Source organism: Embleya sp. NPDC050154 (genome assembly GCF_044460165.1).
Lineage (GTDB): Bacteria > Actinomycetota > Actinomycetes > Streptomycetales > Streptomycetaceae > Embleya.
The window spans coordinates 66,606-92,010 of the sequence record NZ_JBITJP010000004.1; the positions used below are offsets into that span (position 1 = coordinate 66,606).

Annotated in this window: 23 protein-coding genes; 5 read left to right on the forward strand and 18 right to left on the reverse strand. The window is 71.4% G+C overall.

Going from position 1 to position 25,405, the window contains the following annotated elements; all coding sequences use genetic code 11:
- Positions 1 to 16: 16 nt before the first annotated feature.
- The 5 genes from ACIBSV_RS09835 to ACIBSV_RS09855 all read right to left on the reverse strand — a co-directional run bounded on the left by ACIBSV_RS09835 (position 17) and on the right by ACIBSV_RS09855 (position 10,304).
- The gene (locus tag ACIBSV_RS09835; protein ID WP_395861112.1) at positions 17 to 1,396 is read right to left on the reverse strand and encodes a hypothetical protein; all 1,380 of its coding nucleotides are present in this window, start codon (positions 1,394 to 1,396) and stop codon (positions 17 to 19) included.
- A 302-nt stretch (positions 1,397 to 1,698) separates the two neighbouring features.
- Complete coding sequence (locus tag ACIBSV_RS09840; protein ID WP_395861114.1) at positions 1,699 to 3,939, reverse strand: hypothetical protein; 2,241 nt, start codon at positions 3,937 to 3,939, stop codon at positions 1,699 to 1,701.
- Positions 3,940 to 4,926: 987 nt separating this feature from the next.
- Entirely contained in the window at positions 4,927 to 7,260 is a 2,334-nt protein-coding gene (secD, locus tag ACIBSV_RS09845) for a protein translocase subunit SecD (RefSeq protein ID WP_395861116.1), read from the reverse strand.
- A 53-nt stretch (positions 7,261 to 7,313) separates the two neighbouring features.
- The gene (locus ACIBSV_RS09850) at positions 7,314 to 7,814 is read right to left on the reverse strand and encodes a hypothetical protein (RefSeq protein WP_395861118.1); all 501 of its coding nucleotides are present in this window, start codon (positions 7,812 to 7,814) and stop codon (positions 7,314 to 7,316) included.
- A gap of 174 nt (positions 7,815 to 7,988) precedes the next feature.
- The gene (locus tag ACIBSV_RS09855) at positions 7,989 to 10,304 is read right to left on the reverse strand and encodes an Orn/Lys/Arg decarboxylase N-terminal domain-containing protein (protein ID WP_395861120.1); all 2,316 of its coding nucleotides are present in this window, start codon (positions 10,302 to 10,304) and stop codon (positions 7,989 to 7,991) included.
- A 777-nt stretch (positions 10,305 to 11,081) separates the two neighbouring features.
- Between ACIBSV_RS09855 and ACIBSV_RS09860 the strand changes: the two genes are divergently transcribed.
- A complete protein-coding gene (locus ACIBSV_RS09860; protein WP_395861121.1) occupies positions 11,082 to 11,798 on the forward strand; it encodes a hypothetical protein in 717 nt (238 codons plus the stop codon).
- 54 nt (positions 11,799 to 11,852) lie between these two features.
- Here ACIBSV_RS09860 and ACIBSV_RS09865 read toward each other — a convergent pair whose 3' ends face one another.
- Entirely contained in the window at positions 11,853 to 12,953 is a 1,101-nt protein-coding gene (locus ACIBSV_RS09865) for an SDR family NAD(P)-dependent oxidoreductase (RefSeq protein WP_395861123.1), read from the reverse strand.
- Positions 12,954 to 13,241: 288 nt separating this feature from the next.
- Between ACIBSV_RS09865 and ACIBSV_RS09870 the strand changes: the two genes are divergently transcribed.
- Positions 13,242 to 13,700 (forward strand): MerR family transcriptional regulator, encoded by a 459-nt coding sequence (locus tag ACIBSV_RS09870; protein WP_395861125.1) that lies wholly within the window; start codon positions 13,242 to 13,244, stop codon positions 13,698 to 13,700.
- A 180-nt stretch (positions 13,701 to 13,880) separates the two neighbouring features.
- Here the strand turns inward: ACIBSV_RS09870 and ACIBSV_RS09875 are convergent, their stop codons facing one another.
- Positions 13,881 to 14,435 (reverse strand): MarR family winged helix-turn-helix transcriptional regulator, encoded by a 555-nt coding sequence (locus tag ACIBSV_RS09875; RefSeq protein WP_395861127.1) that lies wholly within the window; start codon positions 14,433 to 14,435, stop codon positions 13,881 to 13,883.
- Positions 14,436 to 14,544: 109 nt separating this feature from the next.
- Here ACIBSV_RS09875 and ACIBSV_RS09880 point away from each other — a divergent pair, with 109 nt between their 5' ends.
- Together ACIBSV_RS09880 and ACIBSV_RS09885 are read left to right on the forward strand one after the other, a co-directional pair.
- Entirely contained in the window at positions 14,545 to 15,279 is a 735-nt protein-coding gene (locus tag ACIBSV_RS09880) for a dienelactone hydrolase family protein (RefSeq protein ID WP_395861129.1), read from the forward strand.
- 93 nt (positions 15,280 to 15,372) lie between these two features.
- Complete coding sequence (locus ACIBSV_RS09885; protein ID WP_395861131.1) at positions 15,373 to 15,504, forward strand: hypothetical protein; 132 nt, start codon at positions 15,373 to 15,375, stop codon at positions 15,502 to 15,504.
- 47 nt (positions 15,505 to 15,551) lie between these two features.
- On the opposite strand, the gene ACIBSV_RS09890 is transcribed toward ACIBSV_RS09885, so the two are convergent.
- Complete coding sequence (locus ACIBSV_RS09890; RefSeq protein ID WP_395861133.1) at positions 15,552 to 15,935, reverse strand: DUF4232 domain-containing protein; 384 nt, start codon at positions 15,933 to 15,935, stop codon at positions 15,552 to 15,554.
- Here ACIBSV_RS09890 and ACIBSV_RS09895 point away from each other — a divergent pair.
- Positions 15,880 to 16,176: a hypothetical protein gene (locus tag ACIBSV_RS09895; protein ID WP_395861849.1), complete on the forward strand. Its 297-nt coding sequence runs from the start codon at positions 15,880 to 15,882 to the stop codon at positions 16,174 to 16,176. The two genes, ACIBSV_RS09890 and ACIBSV_RS09895, sit on opposite strands and share 56 nt — an antisense overlap.
- Positions 16,177 to 16,258: 82 nt before the next feature.
- On the opposite strand, the gene ACIBSV_RS09900 is transcribed toward ACIBSV_RS09895, so the two are convergent.
- From ACIBSV_RS09900 to ACIBSV_RS09945, 10 genes are all read right to left on the reverse strand, one after another.
- Complete coding sequence (locus ACIBSV_RS09900) at positions 16,259 to 16,855, reverse strand: aminotransferase class I/II-fold pyridoxal phosphate-dependent enzyme (protein WP_395861135.1); 597 nt, start codon at positions 16,853 to 16,855, stop codon at positions 16,259 to 16,261.
- A 211-nt stretch (positions 16,856 to 17,066) separates the two neighbouring features.
- The gene (locus ACIBSV_RS09905) at positions 17,067 to 17,600 is read right to left on the reverse strand and encodes an NADase-type glycan-binding domain-containing protein (RefSeq protein ID WP_395861137.1); all 534 of its coding nucleotides are present in this window, start codon (positions 17,598 to 17,600) and stop codon (positions 17,067 to 17,069) included.
- A gap of 592 nt (positions 17,601 to 18,192) precedes the next feature.
- On the reverse strand, positions 18,193 to 18,756 hold the full coding sequence (locus ACIBSV_RS09910; protein WP_395861139.1) for a phage tail protein: 564 nt from the start codon (positions 18,754 to 18,756) through the stop codon (positions 18,193 to 18,195).
- A complete protein-coding gene (locus ACIBSV_RS09915; RefSeq protein WP_395861141.1) occupies positions 18,753 to 20,726 on the reverse strand; it encodes a putative baseplate assembly protein in 1,974 nt (657 codons plus the stop codon). The genes ACIBSV_RS09910 and ACIBSV_RS09915 overlap by 4 nt, the downstream gene beginning before the upstream one ends.
- Entirely contained in the window at positions 20,726 to 21,166 is a 441-nt protein-coding gene (locus ACIBSV_RS09920) for a GPW/gp25 family protein (protein WP_395861143.1), read from the reverse strand. Before ACIBSV_RS09920 ends, ACIBSV_RS09915 begins: the two co-directional genes overlap by 1 nt.
- Entirely contained in the window at positions 21,163 to 21,483 is a 321-nt protein-coding gene (locus ACIBSV_RS09925; RefSeq protein ID WP_395861145.1) for a PAAR domain-containing protein, read from the reverse strand. The genes ACIBSV_RS09920 and ACIBSV_RS09925 overlap by 4 nt, the downstream gene beginning before the upstream one ends.
- 48 nt (positions 21,484 to 21,531) lie before the next feature.
- Positions 21,532 to 23,301, reverse strand: a complete 1,770-nt coding sequence (locus tag ACIBSV_RS09930; protein WP_395861147.1) for a VgrG-related protein — start codon at positions 23,299 to 23,301, stop codon at positions 21,532 to 21,534.
- Positions 23,298 to 24,035, reverse strand: a complete 738-nt coding sequence (locus ACIBSV_RS09935) for a LysM peptidoglycan-binding domain-containing protein (RefSeq protein ID WP_395861149.1) — start codon at positions 24,033 to 24,035, stop codon at positions 23,298 to 23,300. Before ACIBSV_RS09935 ends, ACIBSV_RS09930 begins: the two co-directional genes overlap by 4 nt.
- 60 nt (positions 24,036 to 24,095) lie before the next feature.
- Positions 24,096 to 24,521: a phage tail protein gene (locus tag ACIBSV_RS09940; RefSeq protein WP_395861151.1), complete on the reverse strand. Its 426-nt coding sequence runs from the start codon at positions 24,519 to 24,521 to the stop codon at positions 24,096 to 24,098.
- Between the two features lie 60 nt (positions 24,522 to 24,581).
- Positions 24,582 to 24,944, reverse strand: a complete 363-nt coding sequence (locus ACIBSV_RS09945; protein ID WP_395861153.1) for a hypothetical protein — start codon at positions 24,942 to 24,944, stop codon at positions 24,582 to 24,584.
- Positions 24,945 to 25,405: the final 461 nt, after the last annotated feature.

The window sequence follows — 25,405 nt, forward strand, 5'->3', positions numbered from 1 at the left end:
CACGTCGGCACGCCGACTATCGGATGTACCACTGCTGGGCCTTGTTTCCCGGAACGCAGTAGGCGAAGGTCAGTTGGCGGCCCGGGCCGTTGTCGGTCAGGCACTGCGTGCCCGTGAAACCGGTGATCAGGGAAGCGCCCGACGTGGGCGCCGCGCTGATGTTCAGCAGTCCGTCGGTGAAGACGGCGGTGCCGAGGGATGGGGACCCGCCGCCGCCGGACGTCGGGACGATCGTCAGGCCGCTCGTGTTGCAGGCCCGGATGTTCTTCCAGGGGCCGACCTGCGCGGTGACCCAGCCGTATTCGGTGTGTCCCCCCATGACCAGCCTGCTGCCGACGCCGGGGCTCGCGGTGTCGATGCCGACCCTCGTGCCGTCGCCGACGTTGGTGATGGCTGCCCAGCCCGAGCCGCCGCATCCGGCGGGCACCGCAGGCGCGGCTGCCGGGGCCGCGGCGGCCGGCTTGGCGACAGGGCGGCTCGGTTGCCGCGCGCCGCTGTTCGTGGAGGTGCCGCCGGCTTGCGTGGAGCCGGTACTCCCGGCCGCGGTGCGCTTCGTCGCTCCGGCCGGTGTCGGCCTGACAGGAGCCGCCGGGGGCGGCGCAACCGGGGCCGAACTCCCGCTCACAGCAGGCCCGTCCGGGACGGAGAGCGGGTCCGTCGCCGGCGCGGTCGTCGGATCCTCGGGCGCGCTGGACGGTGCGGCGCCGGGTCCCGTCGGTGCTCCGGTGTCGGCCTGCGGTGTCGCCTCCGGTGATGCGGTGCCCGGGGCGACCGGCGTCTGCGCGTTCGTCGGCCCGCCGTTTCGTGCCTCGGGGGTGGTGTCCGCAGGCGAGTGGAGCACGAACAGAGCGGTGGCGACCGCCGCAATGACGGCGGCGGCCGGCAACGCGGCGACGGCCGTGCGGTGTTTTCGGCTACGCCTGCGGGCGGGCCGGCTCGCGGCAGGGTTGAGTGTTCGGGGCGTGGGGCCGGATTGCTCGACGTCGCGGTGCACGATGGCGTGGCGATGTTGCGCATGCAACGCCTCCAGCGTCTGCGCCACGACGTCGGGGATTTGTTCGTAGGCTATCGAGCCGTTCGCGGCGGCTCTTCCGCTCAGCGCACTGCGGTCCACGAACTGCACCACGACATAAGGGATTTCTGGGACGTCCTCGGTCCTGTCCCTGCAGTGGACGCCGACGACTCCGGGGGGACCCAGCGTCGCCGCGAGTCGTGCCTCGCTGCGGAACCGTTCCACGGCCACGGCGTGCGCGCCGAGTTCCGGATGCAGGATCTTCATCACGACTCGCCGGCCGAGTACGGCGTCGTCCGCCGACCACACCTCCGCAGCGCTGCCGTCGATCAATTGTTCGGCCAAGGTGTATCGGTCGCCGAAGACCGTCCCTGGTGCCCACATACCGCGCTCCCCGTAAAGCCTCGAAGGTCGGACGATCCGGAAGACCACCGGAAGACCACCGGAAGACCACCGGAGGACCGCAGTATCCGGTCCGCGCCTGCCGATGGCGGGAACGCCCGACCCCGGCCCCCCAAGGCTTGGGGAGCAGCCGGGCCCGGGTTTTCATTTTCCGCGAACGCACCGTACGCAGAAGGTGGTTCGCCCGGGTCGGCCGGTGGCGGTCAGGCGCCCGTTCTCGTACGTTCGGCTGTCACGGTCCGCCGCCCGGTCCGGCCTGCCGGAGCCGGACGGCGGACCGTCGGTCACACGCGCTTGGACGCGTCCGAGCCGCCGCCTCCCGAGGACTTGCCGCCGAAGCCGAGGCCCTTGTTCCCGGAGTCGGGGCCGGGGTCGCTGGACTGTCCGCCACCGCCGCCGTTGCCGCTGCCGCCACCGCCGTTGTCGCCGTAGCCGCCGTTGCCGCTGCTGTTGCTGCTGCCACCGGTTCCGGGACTCGTACCCGACCCGCCGTTGGAGGGCCCGGACGAGCCGCCACCGGACGGTCCCGGCGCGCCGCCACCGGAAGGCTTGTGGCCACCGCCCTCTCCGAGCCGGTTGTTGTGGGACTCGGACGAACTGCCGTTGGAGCGGTCGGGGTTGACACTGTTGCCGCTGGTGCCCGACTTGCCCGGTGTGCGGTTGCTCTTCTCGCGCATCTTGGCGTCGACGCTCTGCTGGGCCCCCGACTTGGCTTGCGGACCCGACTTGGCAGGCGCCTTGGCCGGAGGCCGGCTCTGCGTCTGCGGTGGGGCCTGCTTTTCGGCGGGCGTCCGGGCCGGCGGGGGCGCGGCCTTCTTGTCGCGGTCGGTGAGCATGTAGATGCGCGACCGGTCGTGCCATTGGCCGTCCGGGCCCAGGGTTATGCGGTTGGCCGCGTCCGTGGTCTGCCCGCCGCCGGTGTACGGCTCGACGGTCACCTCGGTCGAGGTCATGCCCGGGTCACCCGGCGAAGCCGGCCGGTAGAAGTTCTGCATCGCCTGCATGTACTTCGCCATCTCCGGAAAGAAGGCCACCGAGTTGATGAAGTCGAGGCCGTCGTCGAAGAAGTGGTCGACCTCGTACCGGCGCCGTTCGGCCCAGCTCATGCTTTGCCAGTTCCCGTACTGGGTCAGGTACCGGTCCACGAACTGCGGGTCCTGCTGTGCTCGGCGCACCATCCAGTTGAGGTAGTCCGACGTCAGCCGGCCCTGAACCTGCTCGAGTGCGAACGCCGCCACCTCGAACGCGGCGTTCTGCTTCACGGCGATGTTGACGTTGCGGGTGAAGGCGTCCTCGGTGGCCGACCTGGCGGTCTTCGGCGTGTACTCCGGTGCTGCCGGCTTCTCGGCCGTGGCGGTGCGAGGCTTCGCCGCGGGTTCGACGGGAGCCTCCCGCGGCACGGTCGGCCTCGTCTCGTCCCAGGTCCCGGGCTTGGCCTCGGGCTCCGCCGCGGGCGCGGGTTTGGCCTCGGGCTCCGCCGCGGTCCCGGGCTTGGCCTTGGGCTCCGCGGTAGGCGCGGGCTTGGCCTCGGGCTCGCCGGCGGTGGTTCCTCCGGGTGCGCGGAGGGGGTCGGTCTGCGTGCCGCCCGACCCGCGCGCGGGCTCGCCCGCAGCCGACTTGCCTTCGCCTGCCGCCGGCTTCCCCGCCCCGGGGCGGGTTGTCGTACTCTCCGTGCTACCGCCGCGCCCGGACGATTCGGTCGCGCCTCCACGACCCGTTTCAGGCGTGCCGTTGCCCTGGCCGGTCGAGGGTTTGCCCGCCTCCGGCGTCTCCCCGCGCGGCAGTTCGGCCGCTCCGCCCGAGGGCCCGTTCGTCACCGGTTTGGGGTTGTTCGTTCCCTTGCCCGCCGGGTCGCCGCCGGGCTTCTCGGGTCCGTCCGGGTAGCCGGAGGTGGTTCCGGGCTTGGGAAGTCGGTCGCTGTACTTGGAGAGTTGGTAGTCCAGGAAGCTCCGGCCCCGCAACTCCTTCACCGACTTGTTCGGGTCCGTGGCTTCGACGGCCTTGATGGCCTCGTACTCCAATGCGTCGGTCAACGCGGGGGCCACCCTGGACCTCGCGAAGGTCTCCTCGGCGAGGCTGCGGAGCACCGGGTCGCTCCGCACGTCGCGGATCGGGCTGAGTTTCACCCGCTCACGCTCGTCGACGATGTTCTTGGCGAATTCGTTGATCTCCACATGCTTGTACTTGTCGTCGAGCCCCTGGTAGGCGGCCTCCGTCAGGGCGAGATTCCGCAAGACATCGGGGTTTTTCACCGGTCCGTTGCGCAGCTCTGCGACGTAGTCCGCTACCGCCGCGCTTCGCTCCCGGAGAATCGTGCGGGCTTCGTTCTCGGCCCCCTGAATGGTCTTTGCGCGCTCTGCCATGAACAAGTTGACACCGGCGGCGACGTCCTTGGCGGTAACAAGCCAACTGTGCAGATGTGGGTTGACGAAAGGACCGCCGAGCCGGGCTTCGGTGATGGTCGTTTGGATGATCGAAGCCACGAAAAGCTTCGACATGAAGAACTTGGCATCACGTGGCACCATGTCCGGCGTAATGGGGACATTCCGCTGAAGCGCGTCCATGACACGCCAGGACAAACTGGGCCCTCGGTTGTTACCGGGTTCCGGCAGGTTCGGTTCGTCGGCGTGGGCCCGCACTGCGGTGGCCGCCTCCAGCACTTGGACCCCGGTCACGGCCAAAACGAGCCCGGCCGCGATCCGGGTCCCTTTGACGGGTCGGCGCTTCGGATTTTTGCCAGATATGCCAGATGCCATGATTGGTGTCCTTTCGACAACGAGGTCGGGACCACCCGGTCGTTTGCCCACGGACTCGGCTGCTGTCGGAAATCCTCTGCTTCGACCGCCGGCGCGCCATGTGTGCGGGGAAACGATCAGTGGGGATCGCGGGTAGACACCCACAGGACATCCCAATGATCAGCCCTGCGGCTCGGGAGCGAAGCTACCGGCGGCGAATGTGGCCTGGGAATCGCACTTGAGCAACATCTGAGGTTCGGGCCAATCGGAATTCCGAATTCCGAATTTCGAATGTGGCCCCGTTGCGACGGCGGAGCGGTCGTATTGTGCGCAAGTTCGGTGCAGTACAGGGCAGTTGCGATGTTTATTCATATTGTGATGATGGGCGTTGTGTCGCGCAGGTTCCGTCGTAAGCCCGTTCCGCCCGCTTGGTGAGAACCGGGTGGGCGAGCCGCCGTCCCGAACCCCCGCCGCGGGGTGCAGCTCGGCGCTGTGCCGGTGAGTACGCGGAACTGCCGCCTGCTCGGACCCGGGCCCGCGAACTCGGCGATGTCGATCGGTCGGCGGCACGCCGAGTTCGCGGCTGTGCTCAGCACGTCGGCCGAGAGCTCCCCGTTGCTCTCGGCGCGTGCACGACGGCGGTGCCCCGTGGTGGAGCGGAGTGGGCGGACTGTTGTCGGGGGTGAAGCGGCCGAGGTCCTCGTCGGCGAACGAACCGGTCCGGCGGCAGGGGCCGGGCCTGTTTCACGGGATCGGTCGGTGCGTTGGTGGGTGGGATCAGACGCGTGCGCCGTTGTCGCGGGGCGCGTGGCCGGGACGGCGGGGGCCGTGGCCGCGATGGTCGGGCGAGGTTCGGGATCGGGCCGCGCGTGGCGGCGAAGGGGTCGCGCGCGACTCCAACACGACGGCCAGAGGCGCGGCGACGCTCACCGTGGAGCAGGTGCCGGCCACCACGCCGATCAGCAACGCCAGCGCGAAGTCGGCCAGTGAGTCGCCGCCCAACACCGCCAGCGTGACCAGGACGAACAACGCGCCGGAACCGGTGTTGACGGTGCGCGGCAGGGTCTGGAGCACCGCGGTGTCGGTGATCCGGGCGAGTGAGCGCTTGCCGTGCGCGGGCGTGCGGCGCAGTTCGCGGATTCGGTCGAAGACGACGACGGAGTCGTTGACCGAGTAGCCGATCACGGTGAGCAGCGCGGCCAGGAACACCGCGTCGACGGTGCGCCCCAGCCACGCGAAGGCGCCCACCAGGATCAGCACGTCGTGTGCCATGGAGACGACCGCGGCCACCCCGAAGGTCCAGCGGAACCGCACCGCGAGGTATGCCAGTTGGGCGGCGAGCGCGATTCCGAGGGCGATCACGGCCTTGAGCCGCAATTCCCTGCCCAGACTCGGACCGATGAACTCGTCGCGCACCTTCTCCGCTCCGCCGCCGAGTTCGTCGACCGTCGCGGTGATCCGCGCCTCCTCGGCATCGGTCGGCTTTCCCGTGCGTACGGTGAGTTCGCGATCGCCCGAGGTCTGCACGACGGCCTTGGGGAACCCGGCGTCGGCCAGTGCGGACCGGGCCCGGTCCGGATCGACCGACTGGGCGGTCGAGTACTCCACGAGCCGGCCGCCGGTGAACTCCACGCCGAAGTCGACGCCGCGTACCGCCACGCCGGACACCGCCAGGCCCAGCGCGAGCACGCCGGAGACGGCGAGCACGCGCCGGCGGTGCCGCATGAGGTGCGGATCGCGTCGGGCGAGCCACTCGCGCACCGGGCCCGCGTGCGCGATGCCGCTGATCCGAGGCCGGCGTCGTACCGCCGCCTGGCTCACGGCGAACTCGGCCAGGACCCGGGTGACCACCAGCGCGCTGACCATCGACGCGAGCACGCCGATGCCCAGTGTCACCCCGAATCCGCGCACCGGACCGGTGGCCAGGAAGAACAGCAGGCCGGCCGCGATCAGGGTGGTGACGTTCGAGTCGGCGACGGCACCGAACGCGTTGCGAAAGCCTCGGGTCAGTGACGGACGCAGGGCCGGTGCGGTTCGCGCGAGGTACTCCTCGCGGGCCCGTTCGAACACCAGCACGTTGGCGTCGACCGCCATGCCGACGGCCAGTACGAATCCCGCGAGTCCGGGCAGTGTGAGGGTGGCGCCCAGGCCGACCAGGGCGGCGTACGCGATCAGCCCGTAGCCGGCCAGGGCCACCGCGGCGAGGATGCCGAGCAGGCGGTACACGCACGCGATGAACAGCGCGGTCAGCGCGGCGCCGATGATCGCGGCCCACATGCCGGCCTCGATGGCCTGTTCGCCCAGCGTGGGTCCCACGGTGCGGTGTTCGACCGTCTCGACCGGGACCGGCAGCGCGCCGCCGTTGATCAGCAGCGCCAACTCGCGGGCCTCGCGTTTGTCGAAGTCGCCGGTGATGCGGGTGGATCCGCCGAGGATTCCGGTGTCGCAGCCCACCGACGGGTCGACCTGAGGCGACGAGACGACCTTGCCGTCCAGGACGATCGCCACGCGCCGCGCGGGCGTGCCCGGAGGCGCGCACGCGGCGTCCCCGGTCAACTCGGCCCAGGCCCGTTCGCCCCGACCGCGCAGGTCGAGCGTCACGTGCCAGCCGCCGCCGGCCGGCTCCAGGAGGGCTTCGGCCCTGTCTACGTCGGCTCCGGTCATCCGTGCCGCGTCCAGCGTCAGCATCCGGCCGGACTCGTCCGGCAGTATCCGTCGCCCGCCGGCGTCGGGTGAGGTCGTGGCTTCCGTGGTGTCGGCGACCTCGAGAACGGGATGGAAGGTGAGTTGTGCGGTTCGGCCGAGCACCTCGGCGGCCCGGCGCGGCTCCTGCACGCCGGGTAGTTGGACGATGATTCGTCGGTCGCCCGAGCGGACCAGGTCGGGTTCGGAGACGCCGAGCGCGTCGACTCGACGACGCAGCACCTCCAGGGCTCGATCGGTGGCGTCGCGGTCGGCCTTCGCGGTGGGCGAGTCCCGGGTTTCCAGGACGATCTGGGTGCCGCCACGCAGGTCGAGGCCGAGGCGCGGCGGTACGGTCGCGGCGATGTAGGTGGACATGACGAGGATGGCGAGGGCGAAAAACGCCCGCACCTTGGTGGCACGTGGCAAGGATGGTCTCCACGGATACGCCGCGGCCGGTGGTCGACGCGCGGCGATCGGACTCAGGGACGGTCTGGAGCCCGGGGAGACGGTGGAGCGCGACCCGTCGGGAGCGCGAAACGGCGGGGTGAAGGGTCGGCGTCGGCGGCCGGCGCGCCGGTTCGATGCCCTGCGGGGCACAGGAGCGCGAAAACGTGCCCCACGAGCGCCGCGTCGTGGGAGTGGTGGAGGTGGTGCCGCTCGTTGGGCAGGTCGCGGGTGGCGAACGGCGCCGGCGGGCCGCGTCGCACGTCGCGGGTCGCCTCGTCGGCGATGTCGCGCACGTGCCCCGGATCGGCGGTGGTGTGCGCGGAGACCGAGACATGGTCGGAATCGGGTATCGCGACCGCGCGCGCGGACGCGGGGGAAGTCACCGCGCCGAGCAGCGCGAGGACGACCGCGATCAGCACCCGGAGCCATCCGCCGCGCCGGAAACCCCGGCGAGTGCGGGGATCCGCGTGGCGGCGGCGCGTGGCCGCGGAGCCGACGAGGCGACGACTGGCGGCGACGTGTCGCCGGGTCATCGCGCCCTCCTGGGTCTGCGCCGTTCCCACGCCGATGTGGGCACGATTCGGTTCACACACGCAACGCCCGGCCGGCCGTCCGGGGTTCCCCGCATGCGATTCCCACCGCCGGAGGGCCGCCTGTAGTGAGACCGTGGCCCGGGCGACACCCAGGCCGGGGAACCGGGCGGGTGTTCATCGCTTCGAGGGTTGGCTGCGGCCCGCGACCTCGATCAGGTAGCTGCCGTCGTCGTCGATGGTCACGCCGTGGGTTTCGCTGCCGAAGGCGGGGAAGCGTCGGTCGAAGTCTTCCAGCGCGCGCAGGTAGCGCAGCAACGGGCCGTCGGCCGCGCCGATTTCCTCGCCCGGCAGCAGGACCGGGATGCCGGGCGGGGTGACGCACACCATGGCCGCCGCGACACGGTCGGCAGCGGCGGTGAGCGGGACGCGTTCGGTGTCGCCCCGCATGAGCCGGCGGAAGGACGCCTGTGGCGGAGCGGCGGCCCGGGGCAGGATGCGGAAGGCGTCGTCGAGAAGTCCGACCAGGCCCGCGTCACGCAAGTGTTCGTGCATCGACGTGCACAGGTCGCGCAGCGTCAGGTCCCGGTAGCGGTGCGGATGTGCGGCCACGATCTCGGGCAGCACCTCCGCCAGGGGCGCGCCCTCGTCGTATCGGGCCTTGAAGTCGGTGAGCGCGTCGAGCAGCGTGCCCCACTTGCCCTTGGTGATGCCCAGGGAGAACAGGATCAGCGTGCTGTAGGTGTCGGTCTTCTCGACCATGACGCGCCGGGTCTCCAGATAGGCGGTCAGGACACGAGCGGGGATGCCCCAGTCGGTCATCGTGCCGCCGGCCGTGGTGCCCGGGCAGGTGATCGTCACCTTCACCGGATCCAGGAGGCACCAGCCCTCTTCCAGGTCCGGGAAGCCGTGCCACGCGGCGCCGGGAGCGAGTTGCCAGCAGGAGGGATCGGTGCGCAGCAGATCCGGTGGGGCGTCCGCGAACGGCACGGCCTCGCCGGTGGCCGGGTCGACCACCTCCTCGGGCTGCCACACTCCGAAGAACCAGGCGGGGCGGTCCCCGGCGGCGGCGATTCTGCGGCCCAGGTGCACCATCGCCCGGCGAAAGCGCACCGCCTCGGTCACCGCCTCGTCGATCAGGCAGCGACCCTGTGGGCCGTCCATCATCGCGGTGGCCACGTCGAGTGAGGCGATCATCGGGTAGAGCGGCGAGGTCGAACCGTGCATCATGTACGCCTCGTTGAATCGGTCGTGGGTCACCGGCGCCCGAGGGGTGTCCCGCACATGCACCATCGCGCTCAGCGAGAGCGCGGCCAGCAATTTGTGCGTGGACTGGGTCGAGAAGACCGTCGGCCGCTCCGGCCCGGGCAATGTCTCCGGGCCCACCGACATCCCGAAGCGATGCGCGTACAGCGGGTGAAAGCGCGCGTACGCGAACCACGCCTCGTCGAAGTGCACCCGCGCGACGCTCTGCCCGAGCGTGCCGGCCGCTCGTACCGCGTCGTAACACAGGCCGTCGTAGGTCGAGTTGGTCAACACGGAGTACACCGGCACGGGCGAGACGGCGTCCGTGGTCAACGGATGATCCGCGATCCGTGCCCGCAGTGCCTGCGGGGTGAGCGCGCTCGGCGGGACCGGGCCGGCGAGTCCGTAGCCGTTGCGGGTCGGGACCAGATACACCGGCCGCGCCCCGGACATCACCAGGCCGTGCAGGACCGACTTGTGGCAGTTGCGATCGATCAACGCGATCTCGTCGAGCCCGATCGAGGCGTGACCCACGAGGCGGTCGGCGGCCGAGTCGCCACCGAGTACGAAGTAGGTGCGATCCGCGCCGAACACCCGCGCCGCGTTGCGCTCCGCCGCGCCGATCGGCCCGGTGTGCTCGAACAGCGATCCCAACTCGGCGACCGACACGGACAGATCACTACGAAAGAGCTGCTCGCCGAAGTATTCGTGGAACGCGCTGCCGATCGGGGACTTCAGAAACGCCACCCCGCCCGCGTGGGCCGGGGTGTGCCACGAGTACTCGAACGAGTCGTCGAACCGACGCAACGCCGCGAAGAACGGCGGGAGCAGCGCGTCCTGATACGTGCGGGCGGCGTGCGCGATCCGACCCGCGATGAAGCCGGGCGTGTCCTCCGACAACCACACGTAGCCGACCACGGTCTCCGCGACGAACAACGGCAGTTCCGCCGGATCGTGGTGGTCGAGAACCAGAAACGCCGGCAGGTCCCGAAAACGCTCGGCGACCGCGCGCAACACGGCGGCCGCGTCCGAATGGGCGTCCGCCGCTTCGAGTTCCCAATCGATCACGGCCGCCACCACACGAGGGTCGGATCCCAGTACGCCCGCCGCGTCCCGCGCTCGGGTCACACACCGCACATCGAAGCCATCGGCCTGAAGTACCGCTCGGATGCGTCGTAGTTGCTCGGCCCGGACGCCGTCGCCGTCAACCGCCTCGGATATCGCGAACACAACCGTTCCAGGAGACATTCGCACTCCTTCCCGCCCCTGGACGACCCGTCGGCCGTCCTCCTCCACGATCGGCCGCCCGATCGCCGGGGAGACGGTTCTTTGCCGATGACAACCCGGATGGCCTAAACAGGTTGATGCGTGGAGGACTCCGGCGTGGACTTTCGGGCCGAGTTTCGGTGTGTCTGCGACACGGACACCCCGGTCCGGAAACGGCCCCCGGCGTGCACAGCGGCAGGCGGCAGGCGGCGGGCGGCGGGCGGCAGGCGGCGGGCGGCCGACGGGCGGCTCTCACGTTCGATCCGTTCCAGCACCGGATGAACCGCACCCGCGCCGCCACGCTGCACCCGGCCGGAGGGAGCTCCCTCTGACGGGGCAGCGGCCGGTTGAGATGCTTGCCGCGGACGGGAGAGAGAAGCTGCGGCATGGACGACCGCCGGGAAAGTGGCCGTGATGCCGCTGCTGAACGCCATCAGGCGGCGCCGGAGCCGTGGTCGTCGGCGCCCCGAGGGTGGCGGTCGAGCATTTGCGTGGTGACGTGGCCGCCTTCGGCGAGCGAGGCCACGCCCGCACAACGGCGCGGCCGGCGGAGGGGGCAGGCGAGCCCTCGAATTCCTTGTTGCGCGGGCCCGGTTCGGCGGCGGGCGCGCCGCGCTCGCGGCGGCCCGCGCGAGGCATGAGGCAAGGGAGCGGGGAATGGGGGATGGGGGAGGTGGCCGCGCCGCCGGGTGTGTACGGCTCGTCCGTCGCCTGTGCCGTCCGTAGTTCAGGCAGCTGTCGCGACGGGGGTGGGGGTACGTGAACAACGATGTTGCGCTGCTGGTGCCCGTGGGGTTGGTGGCGGTTTACTTCGTGCTGGGGGCGTTGTCCAAGCGGCCTGCCTCACCTGCGGAGTTCGCCGCGGCGAAAGCGGCTGCGGCGCTGCCGATCAACCTCTACCAGGCCGCGGAGTTCGCGGTTCCCAAGGTGTCGGCGCGCGAGCTTGCCGTCGACGGGCTCCGCGAGGCAGGTCTGGTCTTCGTCTCGCGGCGACGCGTCGTCCGGGCCTTGGACCGACACCGCAGGCCGACCGACGATCCCGTGCAGGTCGCGCTCTACGCGTTGCTTGTCGAAGACTTCCACGAGGGGCTCACCTTCGAGGAGATCGACCGCAGCGATGCTTTCAAGGCCGTGCTGCACGAGCACGCGCCACCGGTGTTGGCGCGTCTCCCGCCGACGCACGGCGGCCGGCACCGGCGCATGCTGCGCCTGGCCATGGCGTCGGCGGCGCTGTTTCCCGGGTTGACGGCCTGGGCGATCGCGGTGGCCTGCGGGGTCGGCGGCTGGTTGCCGTGGGCCATGGCGGGTTTCTGCACGCTCGGCGTGTGGCCGCTGCCTTTCGCCTGTGTCGGGTTGGCCATCACGCGCTTCCCCGGGCCCCGGACCGATCCCGACGCGGTCGCGCCGCTGGTTGCCCGATGCAGCGCCATCGTCCGGGCGGGATGCGAGCCGGAGGCTCCGAGGAGTGCAGCGTGACGACACCTCCGGGTGGACCGACTTGGCGTCCGAGGACGGTCGGGGGCGCCTGTGTCAGGAAGGATGTGATTCCGGCGTGACCCGCCGGGCCGCGTGGTAATGCCGCGCGGTCCAGCCGTCGGAGTCGCGGCGGGCGACGATGGACACGCGTACCGGGACCGTGTCCCCGGTGAGTGGGGAGAAGTCCACGTCGGCCAGGGCCGTCACGGTCCGGTCGCCCAGGCGGCGCGCGTGCAGGAGCCGTGTCGTCGCCGTGGTCCCGGGGGCGACGGCCGTGTAGTAGGCACCGATGGCCTCTCGGCCGGAAGCCGGTTCGGTGTCGATGCCTTGGAACAGGGCTTGCGGATGGAACAGGTCGATGATGTCGCCGACGTGGTGTGCGTCGAAGGCGGTGCGGAAGCGGTCCAGCCAGTCGGCGACGACCTGTGCGGGCGCGTCGCGGTCGGTGTCGGGTGGGGTGGCGGTTCCTTCGGCCGGATCGTCGCCGACGCGTCGGTCAGCGCCGGTGCGTCCGTCGTGGACGACCTCGCGCTGCCACGCGGACCGGGGCTGGCGGTGCAGCCGCCAATAGTGTTCGGCGATGTCGTCGGGGTCGAAGTCGGTGCCGGGGGCGACCGGTCCGGCGACGGTGACGGCGGCGACGTGTACGCCGTCGGGGCCGTAGGTCTGGTCCAGCATCGTGACCAGGGCCCGCAGCCCGGCCTTGCCGAGGGAGAGACTGACGTAGTCGGCCTTGGGTTCGGGCATGCCGCCGGTGACGATGAAGGTACCGCCGCGTTCGGCGAGGGCGGAGGCGGTGTGGGAGGCGGCGGTGAGCGCGCCGAGGACGTTGACCGCCCAGGTGCGGCCGTGTTCGAGCGTCGTGAGTTGCCCGGGTGTGTCCGAGCGGACGATCGCGGCGTTGTAGACGACCACATCGGGCGTCCCCATGGCGTCGACCGCCGCGTCGAGTGCAGCGCGCAGCGCGCTCTCGTCCGCGCTGTCGGCCGACAGCCGCGTCACGGGCACGTCGTGACCGGCGATCGACGCGGCGACCGTGTCCAGTGACGCGTGCGTGCGCGCGACGAGCGCGATCGGCATCCCCTCGGCCGCGAACCTCCGTGCGACGGCGGCACCGATCCCCGGTCCCGCCCCGATGATGATCACTCCCGGCATTGCCGTCTCCCTTCGTGTTCCCTCGCGCTCGCGGGGGTTCGTAGCGCGGGACGTTAGATCGTCACACCGATGTGAGGGTCAAGTCGTGCGCCGGGTCGACGCGCCGCGTGCGGGCAGCCCACCCCGAATGCGTCCCGGCCCATCGGAGTCGGACGCGCGCGCGACTCGGACCGAGTCGAGGCGGCGCGGTCGGGAATCGGCAAGCGCTTCGGGCCGTTTCCCCATCGTCCGCGACGCCCGATGGCGAGGGCGGGCGTGGTGGCGTCATCGACAGCGTCGGGGAGTCTCATGCGTATCGGGGATCTGGCCGAAGAGGCCGGTGTGAGTCGCAGGTTGCTGCGCTACTACGAGGAACAGGGCCTGCTGCGGCCGCTGCGGTCGGCGAACGGCTTCCGGGAGTACACGGCCTCCGACGTCGCCGCGGTGCGCCATATCCGCCTGCTCTTGGCGGCCGGCCTGCCGACCGCGGTCATAGGCCGTGTCCTGCACTGTGTCCACGACGACGGGGGACACCCCGTCCCCTCGGGCTGTCCGGGATTGGTTGAGCAGCTCAACCGACAGCGTGCGCGGATCAGTGCGTCGATGGCGGCGTTGGAGGCGTCCCGGGACGCGCTCGACGCCCTCCTCACCGACACCCGGCCCCGAGGCCGCCGGCGATCTCGGGGCGAGGCCACCACCGCGCGTGGGCCGGAGGTCCGGGACGATCCGAGTCACCGGGCCGGATTCGCTCGTCCGCACACCCCGTAGCACCCGGACCCCTGCCGGCCGACGGGGCGCGGAATCCGCGGTGGTTCCGGGGGCGGTGGGTGGTGGGCCGTGGTGTGGGTCGGGATGTTGCGGGTTGGCCGGGAATGTTTGGTGGTGGGCCATGACAACTTCTTGAGGCGGCCCGGCCGTTCCATTCCTTCGGGCGTATTCGAGCACCGGTCACCTGGCGCGGGCGCCCCCGCCCGGAGGTTCCGGATGTGGCCTCCGTGCGGGTTCGGTGCGGGTCGCGCTCTGGCTGTCGCGGGTGTGGTGGTCCAGCAGGCGGGTGAGCAACCGGACGAACTGGTCGCGTTCGGCCGGGCTCAGCGGGGCGAGCAGTTCGTCCTGCAGGTCGTCCAGGACCTGGTCGAGGAGGCGTAGCCGGCGGCGGCCCCGGGCGGAGATGGTGATGATGTTGCGGCGCCGGTCGTCGGGGTCCGGTGCGCGCTCGACGAGGTCACGCTCGGCCAGTTCGTTGAGCACGCCGACCATGTCGCTGCGGTAGATGCCGGAGCGTGTGCTCAGCTCCGCCTGGCTGCCCGGCCCGTAATCCTGTAGCGAGGCAAGCACGGCATAGTGCCACTTGCGGGCTTCGACCCGGGCCAGCCCCTCGGTGATCAGCCGGTCCGACGGCACGCCGAGCTGCGACAGGAGCCGACTCGCCCGCCGGCGCAGCCGGTCGGGTGTCCTGAGCCCGCCGCCGTCGGGCATGTCTGCGGATTCGGCGCTGATCATGGCACCCATGCTACCCGTTGCATTAGTCCAACTAACGGTATAGGTTCGCTCACGCCCAAAACGATAGTGAGACTAACGTTAATGGAGCGAACTCCAAGGAAGGACGACCTTGCCCATCAAGACAGTGCAGATCCCCACCGCGGATGGCCGAGCCGACGCATTCGCCGCCTTCCCCGAAGGTGGCGGGCGGCACCCGGGGGTGCTGATGTACGCGGACGGGTTCGGCATCCGGCCCGTGCTGCGGGAGATCGCCCGCGAACTGGCCGGGCATGGGTACTACGTGCTCGTGCCCAACCTCTTCTACCGGCACGGCCCGGCACCGGTGGTCGAACTTCCCGAGTACATCGGCGAAGAGGTCCGGCCCGCGATCATCGCCCGGTTGATGCCCTTGATCCAGGCGCACACCACCGAACGTGTCCTGAGCGACGCCGACGCCTACCTCGGGTTCCTCGCCGCCCAACCCGAGGTCGGCGCCGGACCGGTCGCCGTGACCGGCTACTGCATCGGTGGTCTCCTGGCGGTACGCACCGCCGCGGCGCACCCCGGCCGGGTGGCCGCCGTCGCCGGATTCCACGGTCCCGTGGGTGCCGACGGGCCCGACAGCTTCGCCAAGCTCACCGCCCGGGTCCTCTTCGGCCACGCCGAATCCGACCTGACGCCGGAGGCCCTGGGCGAGCTCAACCAGGCCCTGGATGCCGCGGGCGTCGACCACACCTCCGAGATCTACCCCGGCACCGTCCACGGCTTCACCATGGCCGACACCGACGCCTTCGACCCCGCCGCGATGCAGCTCCACTGGGACCGCCTGCTGCCCCTCCTCGGAAGCACCCTGGGCAACGGCTGAGGCTCCGGCCCTGAACGGCGTTGACGGGCATTCCGTGCCTCCGACGTCGAGGCCGGAACGGTGGAGGTCGACGGGGCCAGGATCCTGTGCGCGATGACGAGTCGGGGGGACGGGTTCTTCCCGCTGTTCGTGGATCTCGACGCCACGGGCGCGCCGGTGGCGGTGCGGATCGACTTCGTTCCCGCGCCTGGCGACTTCGATCCGGACGACTCCCTTCGGCCGTAGCGCGCCCGTTCGCCGCGGGGAGGGCGGGCGGGGCAGGGCCCGACCGGTCAACCGGCGGTGTGCCAGGGGCCGACGCCCAGGCGTCGCGTGTCGCCGAGGTCGATCCCACCCGGGATCGGTAGCCGCTGCCGGGCCTGCCCCGGCAACGGCGCGACGTCGAGCCGGTGCCCGCTCGGATCGGCGCCCGCCGCGCTCGTGACGGTGTTGCGCCACGCCACCCCGGAGATCGCCCGCTCGCCGGGACGCAGCGTCACCGGTCGCGGCTCGGCCCGGAGGGTGTCGATGGTGGCGATCGAGGCAGCCCCCGGCTCGATCGCGACGTCGAGTTCGGTGTCGTCGGCGGCGAGGACGCGAATGGCGGGATACCCGGTCACGGTGCGGGTCGTATCGCCGCAGTTGACCATCGTCAGACCCATCGCCCGCAGCCCCATCGCGGCCTCCGGCTCCTCCGCCGTGATCCGAAGCCCGGATTCCGGGCAACGGGCGGGCGGGGACCCGGTGTTCGACGTCGTCGACGCGTCGCGGTCCCTGGGCGCGGAGGACGTTCCGCTGCCCTCGGAGAGCGTGGGTATGGACGACGAACCGCTTCCGCCGGCATTGCGCGTCCTCGACCCCGACTGGTCCGCGCACCCGTTCACACCCGCCACGACCGCCGCCATGAGCAGCCCGTAACCCCACGCCCACCGGCCACGCCGCCCCGTTGTCATCCGACGATCATCACATGCCCCGTCGGAGGAGGTTCCGACGCCGCGGATCACCGCGTGGACGCGGTCGCCGATCCGCGCCCGACGTCGCGCCGCGCCCGCCCGCAGACTCCTGCGGCGAAGACGCGATGCGGAACCCGGCCCGTCGACCGACGAACCGGGTCCCGGCCGAAGCCGAAGTTCATCCGCAGGTAGCCGTCGAAGCCGAAGTACTCGCCGGGGCAGATCAGTGTGGACGCGCCCGTACGGATCCGGTGTCCGGCCCGCACCGAGTCGAGCGAGGTGGCGAAGCGCAGGAACACCAGTGGGGTGGCCATCGGGCGATGGGCCCGGACGAGCCCGCCGAGCGATCGCTGCCAGTCCTCGAACAGGGCCCAACCCTCTCTCATCGCCGCCCTGTTGCGGGCCATCATCCGCGTCGAAGTGGCCTCCTCCAGCGCGATGCCCGCGAGGATGTTGTCGAGTCGGCCGGTGGCGATGGCGGCGTACTCGTGTCGCCGCCACAGGTCGCGGATCACCTGCGAGGGGCCGACCGCCCAACCGATCCGCAGGCCCGAGAGCCCGTACGACTTGGACATGCTGTCGACGCCGATGACCCGGTCGTAGCTGCCCACGAACGTGCGTGCGCGATCGCTGGGCCCCGACACCCGGGCAACGTGGCGGCGGCAGACACCTTGCGGGAGCGGACGGCCGCGTGGGCACGGCCCGGCCGACGGCGTCGAGCGTGAACCCTTCACCGTGCCGACCGGCCGTTGGCGGAGGGGGCGAAAACGTCGGCTCGTCGCTCGGTCGGTGCGTTTCTCCTCGGAGCGAGGAGCCCCGCGAAAGAACGGGGACCCGATCAGGGCCGGCCGGGGCTCAGGTGCGGCGGAAGAACTCGATTTCGCCGAGGGCGATGGGTTGTTCGGGGGTCGCGCCGGTTGCGGCGCGGATGGTCACCCGGACCGACGTCACGTTGCCGATGCCCATGCGGAGGGTCTGTGGGCCCGGCCGGTCGTCGAGGGTCATGGCGCGGGTGGTCGTTCGGCCGTCCGTGGTGGTGATGAGCAGGTCGACTCGGGTCGGCCGTGGCGCGCGGCGGAATTCCTCGGCTGCGGTGGAGACCCCACTGTTGACCACGACGCCCACCAGCCGGAAGGGGGCGGCGAAGGCGCAGGTGAGGGTGTCGCCGAGGGCCGGGGCTCCCCAATACTCGTTGGTGAGGCCGTCGGTGGCGTTGCCGGCGGGATGTCCGGGGGCTTCGGCGTCGGCGGTCACGGTGGTCGGAGTGATCTGCGCCGCCTTGCCGAGCTTGTCTCTGGTGTCCTCGAAGAGCGAGCGGGCGGCCGGGACGAGAAGGAAGCCGGCGATCACCAGGGCGATGACGACCAGGAGGGCAATCAGGCGCCGCACCAGCTGCCCCGACCCCGTGCGGACGCGGCGGCGGAACGGCCAAACAGTGCGCCACCAGGGCAGGGTCGGTGTGGGTGGGGGCGTGTGGAGCGAGGCGGCGCAGCGGCGGCAGAAGCGACGGTCGGGGCGATTGCGGGTGCCGCAGACCGGGCAGGGTGGGCCGTCCTGGGCGTCGTCGGTGCCGATCGCTCGGACGACGGGGCGTGGTGCCACGGGTTTCGCGGGCTGCACCGGCAGTACCGGGGCCGGCTCGGGGGGTGTGCGGGGAGCCGGCGCGGTGGGATGCGTGGGGGACGGGGGCGCTGTGGGGGGCGTTGGCGGGGCGGTCGGTCGGACCGGCGCGGGACCGGCCGAGGGCTCGGTGGTGGGTGGGGGCGGCGTCGCCGGCGGCGGTGCGGGGGGCGCGGTCGTCGGCTCCGGCGGTGCGGGACTCTCGGCGGTGTGTGGCATCGACACGGGGGTGTCGCCGGGCGGCGTTGCCGGTGGTTCGTTCGGCTCCTGTGACCAGCCCAGGTACGACCCGCAGTTGCCGCAGAAGTCGTCGTTTTCTTCGTTGGCTGCCCCGCACGTCGGACATGAGCGCATGGGTTCTTCAGTCCTCACTCGGGTGGGGTGGGCCGGGCAGGATTTCGATCCGGTAGATGAGGTGGACGGGGCAGGAGGCCCGGACGACGTCGTGGACGCGGGCCTCGTCGACGTCGGGGGTGCGGGCCGGCCGGACGCGGACGAGGAGTTCGCCGGTCGGGGCGGCCGGGAGCGCGGAGTTCGGTTCGGCCGACCAGGTCGCGCCGCCGCCGTCGGTGATGTCGGCGTGTACGCCGCAGCACAACCACAGGCGTTCGGTCAGGCCGCGGCGGGTGCCGCGCCATCGGTGCAGTTCGACCGCGCGGGCGACGACTGCCCGGCGCAGACCGTCGGGCCATGCGGGAGTGAGGTCGATGCCGACCCAGCCGGCCAGCCAGGGCAGGAAGTCGGTGGGGGCGAGGGTGGGGTCGAGGTACGCGGGGAGGTTGTCGAGGGTGGCGAAGACGGGGGCGAGGACGGTGTCGAGACCAGCGGTGAAACGTTGGGCCAGGTCGTCGTCGGCGTAGAGGGCGGGCAGCAGTTCGCCGATGGGGTGGGGGGTGGGCAGGCCGGGTACGGCGGCTCTGGTCATGCGGGTCCGTCGCTGCGGGCCGCTTGGCGGGCGGTGACGACGACCTGGTGCTGGTAGGAGAACACCAGGGCGTTGGCCGCGACTTCGATGCGCTCGGCGGCCCCGCCGCGGCGTCCGGTGATCGGGTCGGCCGGGAACAGGCGTACCTCTTCGACGAGTTCCGCACCGTCGACTTGTTGGAGGACGGCGAACACCTCGCCGTACTGTACGGGTCGGCCGAACGGCCAGCCGTCTCCGTCGGGTCCGCCGTGCAAGGGGTCGAGCCGGTGGAACAGGGCGGCGAGTGCGGCTTCGCGGACCCGGTCGACGTCGCCGGGGCGCGCGGCGATCAGCCGGGCGACCACGGTGACGCCCTGGTAGGCGGGGGGTTCGACGATCAGGCGGGTGCCGACGAGGCGGCGTTCGTCCAGGCGTTCGGTGATCGTGGACAGGACGTGCTCGGACGGGATCAGTTGCTCGAAGCGCAGGCGGTCGCCCTCCTCGGCGACGGCGTCGGGGACGATCAGGACGCGCACGGCGCCGGGTTCGCCGGGGACGGCCGGGAGGCAGCGCACGCGGCGTACGGAGGGGGCCGCCTGGCAGGCGATGATCTCGTAGTCGCGGGCGGTGACCGCGCGTTCCTGCACGCGCAGGACGGTGGGGGCGCGGGTCTTGGCGTTGTCCACGGTCTCGCCGTCGACGCCGCCGTGCGCGGCTTCGCGGTTGTCGACGTCGGAGACGTACGGAACGGAGCTGCGCAGCACGCGGATGGCGCCGCGGGCGACGTTGCCGGCGGTGCCACCGCCGGTGCGGTAGCGGGGCACGCGCAGGTGGGCGCCTTGAGCGGGGACTGCGCCGTAGTGGCGCATCGTGCCGTCGGGTTCGCGGACGGCGGGCGGGAAGGCGAACTCGCCGGTGGTGGCGTCGACGCGGACGTGTCGGTCGTCGGGGGCGGAGGCGCCGAAGTGTTCGACGGCCGTCCAGGTGCGCCAACCGTCGGGAGAGGACTCCTCGACGACGGGCGGTTCGCGGTCGAGCAGCAGGGGTGACCGGCTGAGGGCGAAGCGTTGTCCGGCGACGCCCTCGGAGACGCCGAGGTGGGTGTCGGTGACTGTCTCCGCGTGTTCGACGACCGCGGTGCCGCCGATGGTGAACACCTCGGCTTCGCGGATGGTGGGGGTCTCGGCGTAGAAGGGTTGGCCGGCCTCGGCGGGGACTACGCGGCAGCGCAGCCATCCGGCGCGGGTGCCGGCGACGACGGAGGCGGTGTGGCCGGCGGGGACGAAGAGGATGATCTCGCCGGGTCGGTTGAGTCCGCCGGTGCTGTCGGAGCCGAGCTCGCAGCCGATCCAGCGCGCTCCGTCCCATGCCTCCCAGACCAGGGGTGGTTGGCGGGGGTCGACGCCGACGCCCTCGACGCGGCTGTCGAGGCGGACCGCGACGATGCATCGGGGTACGGCGGTGGGCAGGCCGAGGAGCATGGCGTCGCCGGGGGCGGGGCGGGGTTGGAAGCAGGGGATGTCGGTGCCGGCGGCGAGCGCGGTGGTGCGGTCGTGTTGTCCGCCGGAGACGGGCGCGGTGACCAGGCGGATCAGGCTGCTGGGCACGATGGCCAGGTCGTCGGTGGTGGCGAACACCACGGGTTCGCGGGTCTCGTTGCCGGTGGTGGCCACTTCGGTGCCCGCACGCAGGTGCACCGTTTCCGGTTGCGGCGCGGACAGCCAGAAGTCGACGTCGGCGGTGGCCGCGGCGGGTGGGAACAGGGTGATGCCGAGCAGGTCGAGGAACGCGGCGTAGTTCTTCTCCGGGACGCGGTTGAGGCGGTAGAGGAGTTGGTCGACCATGTAGGCGAACGTCTCGATGAGGGTGACGCCGGGGTCGGAGACGTTGTGGTCGGTCCATTCGGGCGCGCGTTGCTGCACGTATCGTTTTGCCTCGTCGACCAGTTGCTGGAAGCGCCGATCGTCGAGGTTGGGTGAGGGCAGGGCCATCAGCGCCCCCCCGCGTTCGGTGCGGCCTGCGGGTCGGCCGGACTCTCCGACGACGGGATGGTGTAGAAGGGGAAGACCAGGTTGCGGGTGTCGTTGGTCGCGCGCACGGTGTAGTGGATGTCGATGTAGAGCACGCCTTCGTCGACCGTGTCGAAGGCGATCAGCACGTCGCCGACCTCGATCCGCGGCTCCCAGCGCTCCAGCGCGATCCGGGTCTCGTGCGCGATCCGTCCGGCGGTGGCTCCGTCGCCGGGGGCGAAGACGTAGTCGTGGATGCCGCAGCCGAATTCCGGTCGCATCGGTCGCTCGCCGGGTGCGGTGCCCAGGACGAGTCGGATCGCCTCCTCGATCTCCCGGTCACGCTCGACCATGCCGATGCCGCCGGTGGGGCCGACCCGCAGCGGGAATCCCCAGCCGCGGCCGATGAATCGTCCGCTCACATCGGCCCTCCGATCAGGACGTCGAGCGCGCCGGTGACGATGTGCGCGCCGCACGCGGTGGTGTCGCGCACGCGGGCCGCGGGCAGGCCGCCGATCAGGACGGCGCCGGTGCCGGCGGCGGCCGGGTTGGGCAGGACGACGTTGGCCGGGCCGAGTGCGACATGCGGTACGACCACGCACACGTGCAGGGTGCCGGTGACGGCGGCGGGGCGGCCGCCGATCAGGACGGTGGCGACGGCGGCTGCGGCACCCGGTGGCGGGGTGGTCAGGGCGCCGCCGTGGTCGGTGGTGTCGCCCGTGCGGGCTGCGGGGGGCATCGTCGCTGCTCCTTGGCTGTGGGTGGATGAACCACGGGTATGCGGCGCTCAGTTGATCCGGATGAGCCGGGCCTTGAGCACGCCGAGCAGGCCGCCGTCGATGGTGACGCCGGTCTTGCCGTTGATGTCGACCGAGCGGCCGTTGATGGTGACGTCGCCGGTGCCCGCGTCGAGGGTGATGCCGGTGGGGGACAGGGTCACGGACGTTGCGGGGCGGCGGCCGGTCGGCGCGTACACGGTCAGTTCGATGATGTTGGCCCGTTCGTTCAGGCGGACCTCCAGGCGCTTGTTGCCACTGGCCAACCGCACGCCGGACTGCCCGCGCGCGGTGTCCAGGAGTTCGAGTCGGTGGCCCGAACGCGAGACGAGGGAACGGCGGTTGACCTTGCCGCTGGTGCGGTCGATCAGCGGGACGTCGTGCGGGGATGGCTTGTCGACGCCGTTGTACAAACCGCCCAGCACGTACGGGCAGTCCAGCAGGCCCTGTTCGAAGCCGACGAGTACTTCGTCGTTGACCTCGGGGGCGAACACCCCACCGCCGCCTCGGCCGCCCCACTGCACGGAGCGGACCCAGTCGGTGACGTAGGTGTCGTCGAGCCAGGGGAACTTCAGCCGCACCCAGCCGCGTTGGGCGTTGCCCTCCTCGCGGACGTCGGTGACGATGCCGATCGCCAATCCGGGCATGCGGGGTCCGCGCGAGGGTGCGTTGGCCCCGGTGGCCAGTCCGGCGAGGGAGCGGTCGGAGACGGGGCTGACCACGACGGTGGTGCGGTAGCCACGGTGTGGTTCGAGGACGTGGTGCGCGGCGGTCGCGGTGTAGCGGCCGGAGAAGGCGGGCCCGACGTTGCCGAGCGTGACGGGTTCGCCGGCGCGGAGTTTGGGGTTGCCCTCGGCGACCGCCTCGACCTCACCGAAGCCGGAACTCACCGTGGCCGCCGTTGCGCTCGCCACGGCGCGGGTCTCGGCCTGGGTGCGGTAGGGGGTGTCCGCGATGGTGGTTCGGGTGGCCGCGCCGAAGGCGCGCCCGACCACCCTGGGGCTCATCCCCGGGGCGACCGTGGTGCTGGTCACGGATGGGCTCTTGGCCACGAGCGGGGTCTTGGTGGTGACGTTCCAGCCCCGTACCTCGACGTCGGCCGCCCCGTCGGCGCCGGTGAGCACGGCGCGCAAGGCGAGGAGGTTGCGGCCGTATTCAAGGACGACGGGACTTCGGCCGGCCGGTGTGGACGGGGGTGGCGCCGTCGAGGCGGCCCTGGGTTTGACGAATTGCAGCAGGCCCTTGTCGTCGACGCCGACCTGGGCACCGCTCTCGGCGGCGAGGTGGCGGAGGAATTCCCAGTCCGAGACGTTGGCCTGGGTCAGCTGCTTGTGCATGATCGGCGCGGCCTCGATGCGGCCGCAGGCGAGCCCGGCGCCGGCGGCGACCTTGCGCACGATGTCCGCGGTGCGCATGTTGCGGAACGCGACCACCTTGCGGCCGCGTTGCAGGCGGTGCGCCTTGGAGGAGGCGCGGATCACGGTGAACGAACCGGTGGTGTCCGAGTCCAACTCGATGGCGGTCACCTCGCCGGTGAACAGGCGCTCGCGGGTGCGGTCCCGTGCCGTCTCCACGGAGATCTTCACGGGCGTGCCGATGCCGATCCCGGTGGCGGAGAGCAATTGGTGGTCGGGGTCGCGGTAGGACAACAGTGCGGTGTCGGGCAGGCCGACGCTCTCGTCGACCTCGCACGCGACGAGCTGCGCCACCCACGCCGCGGGCAACTCGCCGGGCGCCTCGACGATCGGATCGGCCGCGAACGACCGGCCTGGGGGCGTCATGCGGGGTCCTTCCACGTCGGCTCGTCCCGCTCCGGCTCGCCCAGGGCGGGGACGAGCAGTTCGGTGCCGGGGGCGAGGGTCATCGGATCGTCGATGTCGTTGGCCTCCGCGATCGTGCGCCACAGCGTGGCGTCGCCGTACTCGTGCCAGGCCAGCAGGGCCAGACTGTCCCCGGCCACCACGCGGTGGGTGCGGCGCGCCTCCGGCGAGCCCGAGGTGGGGTTTTGGCCCGCCGGCGCGGAGCCGGCCTCCTCGATGGACAACGAGCACGTGGCGCGCAACGGTTTCCCGTCGACGTCGAACAGCGTGTACGACACGGAGAAGTTGGACAGCACCCCGTCGAAGGACGTGGTCTTCGCCGTGCCCCAGTCGAACCGCACCCACGGACTCGCCGGCTTCTTGGCGGCCAGGCTGGCGGGGGTGGGCACGCACGCCAGCATGAGCTGCTCCACGGCCTTCTCCACCGAGTTGTCGTGGGTGGCCGTCGCGTCGAGGAAGACCTCCAGGGACAACGAGCGCGGCCCGCTGCCGACGAATTCCGGCAGGGACGACTGCTCGGCCATCCGCGACGGCGACCGCCGCCACTCTGTGCTCTTGGTCAGCGACAACTTCGCGGGATTGAATTGCAGCGTGATGCGGGCGATGCGGCCGCCGGGCCGGGCGCCCACCGTGGCCGGCGGCTCCATGATGGTCAACTGGGCGCGGGCCCGGCTGGTACGGGCAGCGGGTGACACGCTGTCTTCCCCCAATGTCGGTCGGAGCGGGTTGCTCGGTCGGGGTCGGGCCTCTTTCGGTCAGGACGGGCGCAGACCCTCATGGGCGATTTCCAGGGTTTCCACCGCCGCCTGGGAGTTCGCCGGATCGAACGACGGACCCTGCCAGCGCACCGGCACGATGCCCAGCACCTGCCAGCTGATGATTCGCCCCAGGTCCGGTTTGAGCGCCACGATCTCGCCATCCTTGGGTTCCACCCGTTGGATGATCTCGCTCAACCACCGCGCGATCTTGGTGGTATCGGTGGTGACCGGGCGGGTCAGCGTGATGTTGGACCAGGTGATTCGTCCCGGTAGTTGCCACGCGAAGCCGTTGTTGCCGCCCTCGGCGTACTGCTCCATCTCCACCTCGGCGCCCAGACCCGAACAGGTGTGGAAGGCGCCCAGGTCGTTGCCGCCGATGGCGAGCTTGAAGAACACGCTCGTCGCGAAGATGTTGTCCGCCATGCGTTCGTTTCCATGCCTTTCTCGCGACGCGGGAACCGGGTTCGTTCGTGCCCTGTGAGGTCAGCGTCGGTTGTCGTAGGGGCGCCCGGCGCGTTCGCGCCCTCGGCGAAGGTCGGCACGGAGGAGTCGGCTCAGCGGTTCGACGAGGCGTCGGGCCAGGTCCTCCAGATCCGGGGTGGGGAGCGGTTTGGGCTTTGCCTCCTCCGCCGAGGCCCGGGTACCGGTGGAGGTGGTCGTGGCGGAGGCGGTTCGGGATCGGGCGGGGGTGGTGGTGACCGGGATACCGGTGACGCCCGGTTCGGCGGCGGTTCGCTCGGCGAGGGACCGTGGTGTGGGTGCGGTGCCGGGCGTCGGGGATGGTGTCGTGGGCAGGACCGCGGCGTTGCCTGCGGGCGGGGTGCGCTGGACGGTGCGGACCGCCAAGGGTTGCGGGTGCGCGAACAGGGACGGTGTGGGCGCGGTCGATGGCGGGCGCACGACGTCGGCGGCCAGGGGCGGGGAGGGGTGGGGCGAGAGGGGCGCGCCGGTGAGCGGGCCCGGCAGGGCCGGGGGATGCGGACGGACGGTCGGGACGATGTGGGTGGAGGGGTCCGAAGCGGTATGGGTCGCCCGGGTATCGGTCGCGCGTTGAACCGTGGGGAGTGGCGTGCTCGGTGTGTTGCGCGTGGTGTGCGGGCGACCTGTTGCACCGGCGGTGTGTGTGGATCGACGGCCTGCCATGCCGGTACGGGTGTCTGTGTTCGTCGTCGGCGCGGTGGGGCCGGTGCGCCCGCCGGTGTCTGTACGAGCCGCCGGGAGCACCCGGAACGTCGGGTCGGAGGCGCCGGGCGGCGTCGGGATCGTCCGTGGCCGGATTGCGAAGCGTCGACGCGGTTTGCTTCCGG

Excerpts from the sequence above, each read along its gene's own strand:
- ACIBSV_RS09835 (WP_395861112.1), bottom strand. The coding sequence starts at position 1,396 with ATGTGGGCACCAGGGACGGTCTTCGGCGACCGATACACCTTGGCCGAA.
- ACIBSV_RS09870 (WP_395861125.1), top strand. The coding sequence starts at position 13,242 with ATGCGTATCGGGGATCTGGCCGAAGAGGCCGGTGTGAGTCGCAGGTTG.
- ACIBSV_RS09865 (WP_395861123.1), bottom strand. The coding sequence starts at position 12,953 with ATGCCGGGAGTGATCATCATCGGGGCGGGACCGGGGATCGGTGCCGCC.
- ACIBSV_RS09855 (WP_395861120.1), bottom strand. The coding sequence starts at position 10,304 with ATGTCTCCTGGAACGGTTGTGTTCGCGATATCCGAGGCGGTTGACGGC.
- ACIBSV_RS09890 (WP_395861133.1), bottom strand. The coding sequence starts at position 15,935 with ATGGGGCTGCGGGCGATGGGTCTGACGATGGTCAACTGCGGCGATACG.
- ACIBSV_RS09940 (WP_395861151.1), bottom strand. The coding sequence starts at position 24,521 with ATGGCGGACAACATCTTCGCGACGAGCGTGTTCTTCAAGCTCGCCATC.
- ACIBSV_RS09925 (WP_395861145.1), bottom strand. The coding sequence starts at position 21,483 with ATGCCCCCCGCAGCCCGCACGGGCGACACCACCGACCACGGCGGCGCC.
- ACIBSV_RS09850 (WP_395861118.1), bottom strand. The coding sequence starts at position 7,814 with ATGACCCGGCGACACGTCGCCGCCAGTCGTCGCCTCGTCGGCTCCGCG.
- ACIBSV_RS09915 (WP_395861141.1), bottom strand. The coding sequence starts at position 20,726 with ATGGCCCTGCCCTCACCCAACCTCGACGATCGGCGCTTCCAGCAACTG.
- ACIBSV_RS09910 (WP_395861139.1), bottom strand. The coding sequence starts at position 18,756 with ATGACCAGAGCCGCCGTACCCGGCCTGCCCACCCCCCACCCCATCGGC.
- ACIBSV_RS09930 (WP_395861147.1), bottom strand. The coding sequence starts at position 23,301 with ATGACGCCCCCAGGCCGGTCGTTCGCGGCCGATCCGATCGTCGAGGCG.
- ACIBSV_RS09875 (WP_395861127.1), bottom strand. The coding sequence starts at position 14,435 with ATGATCAGCGCCGAATCCGCAGACATGCCCGACGGCGGCGGGCTCAGG.
- ACIBSV_RS09885 (WP_395861131.1), top strand. The coding sequence starts at position 15,373 with ATGACGAGTCGGGGGGACGGGTTCTTCCCGCTGTTCGTGGATCTCGAC.
- ACIBSV_RS09840 (WP_395861114.1), bottom strand. The coding sequence starts at position 3,939 with ATGGTGCCACGTGATGCCAAGTTCTTCATGTCGAAGCTTTTCGTGGCT.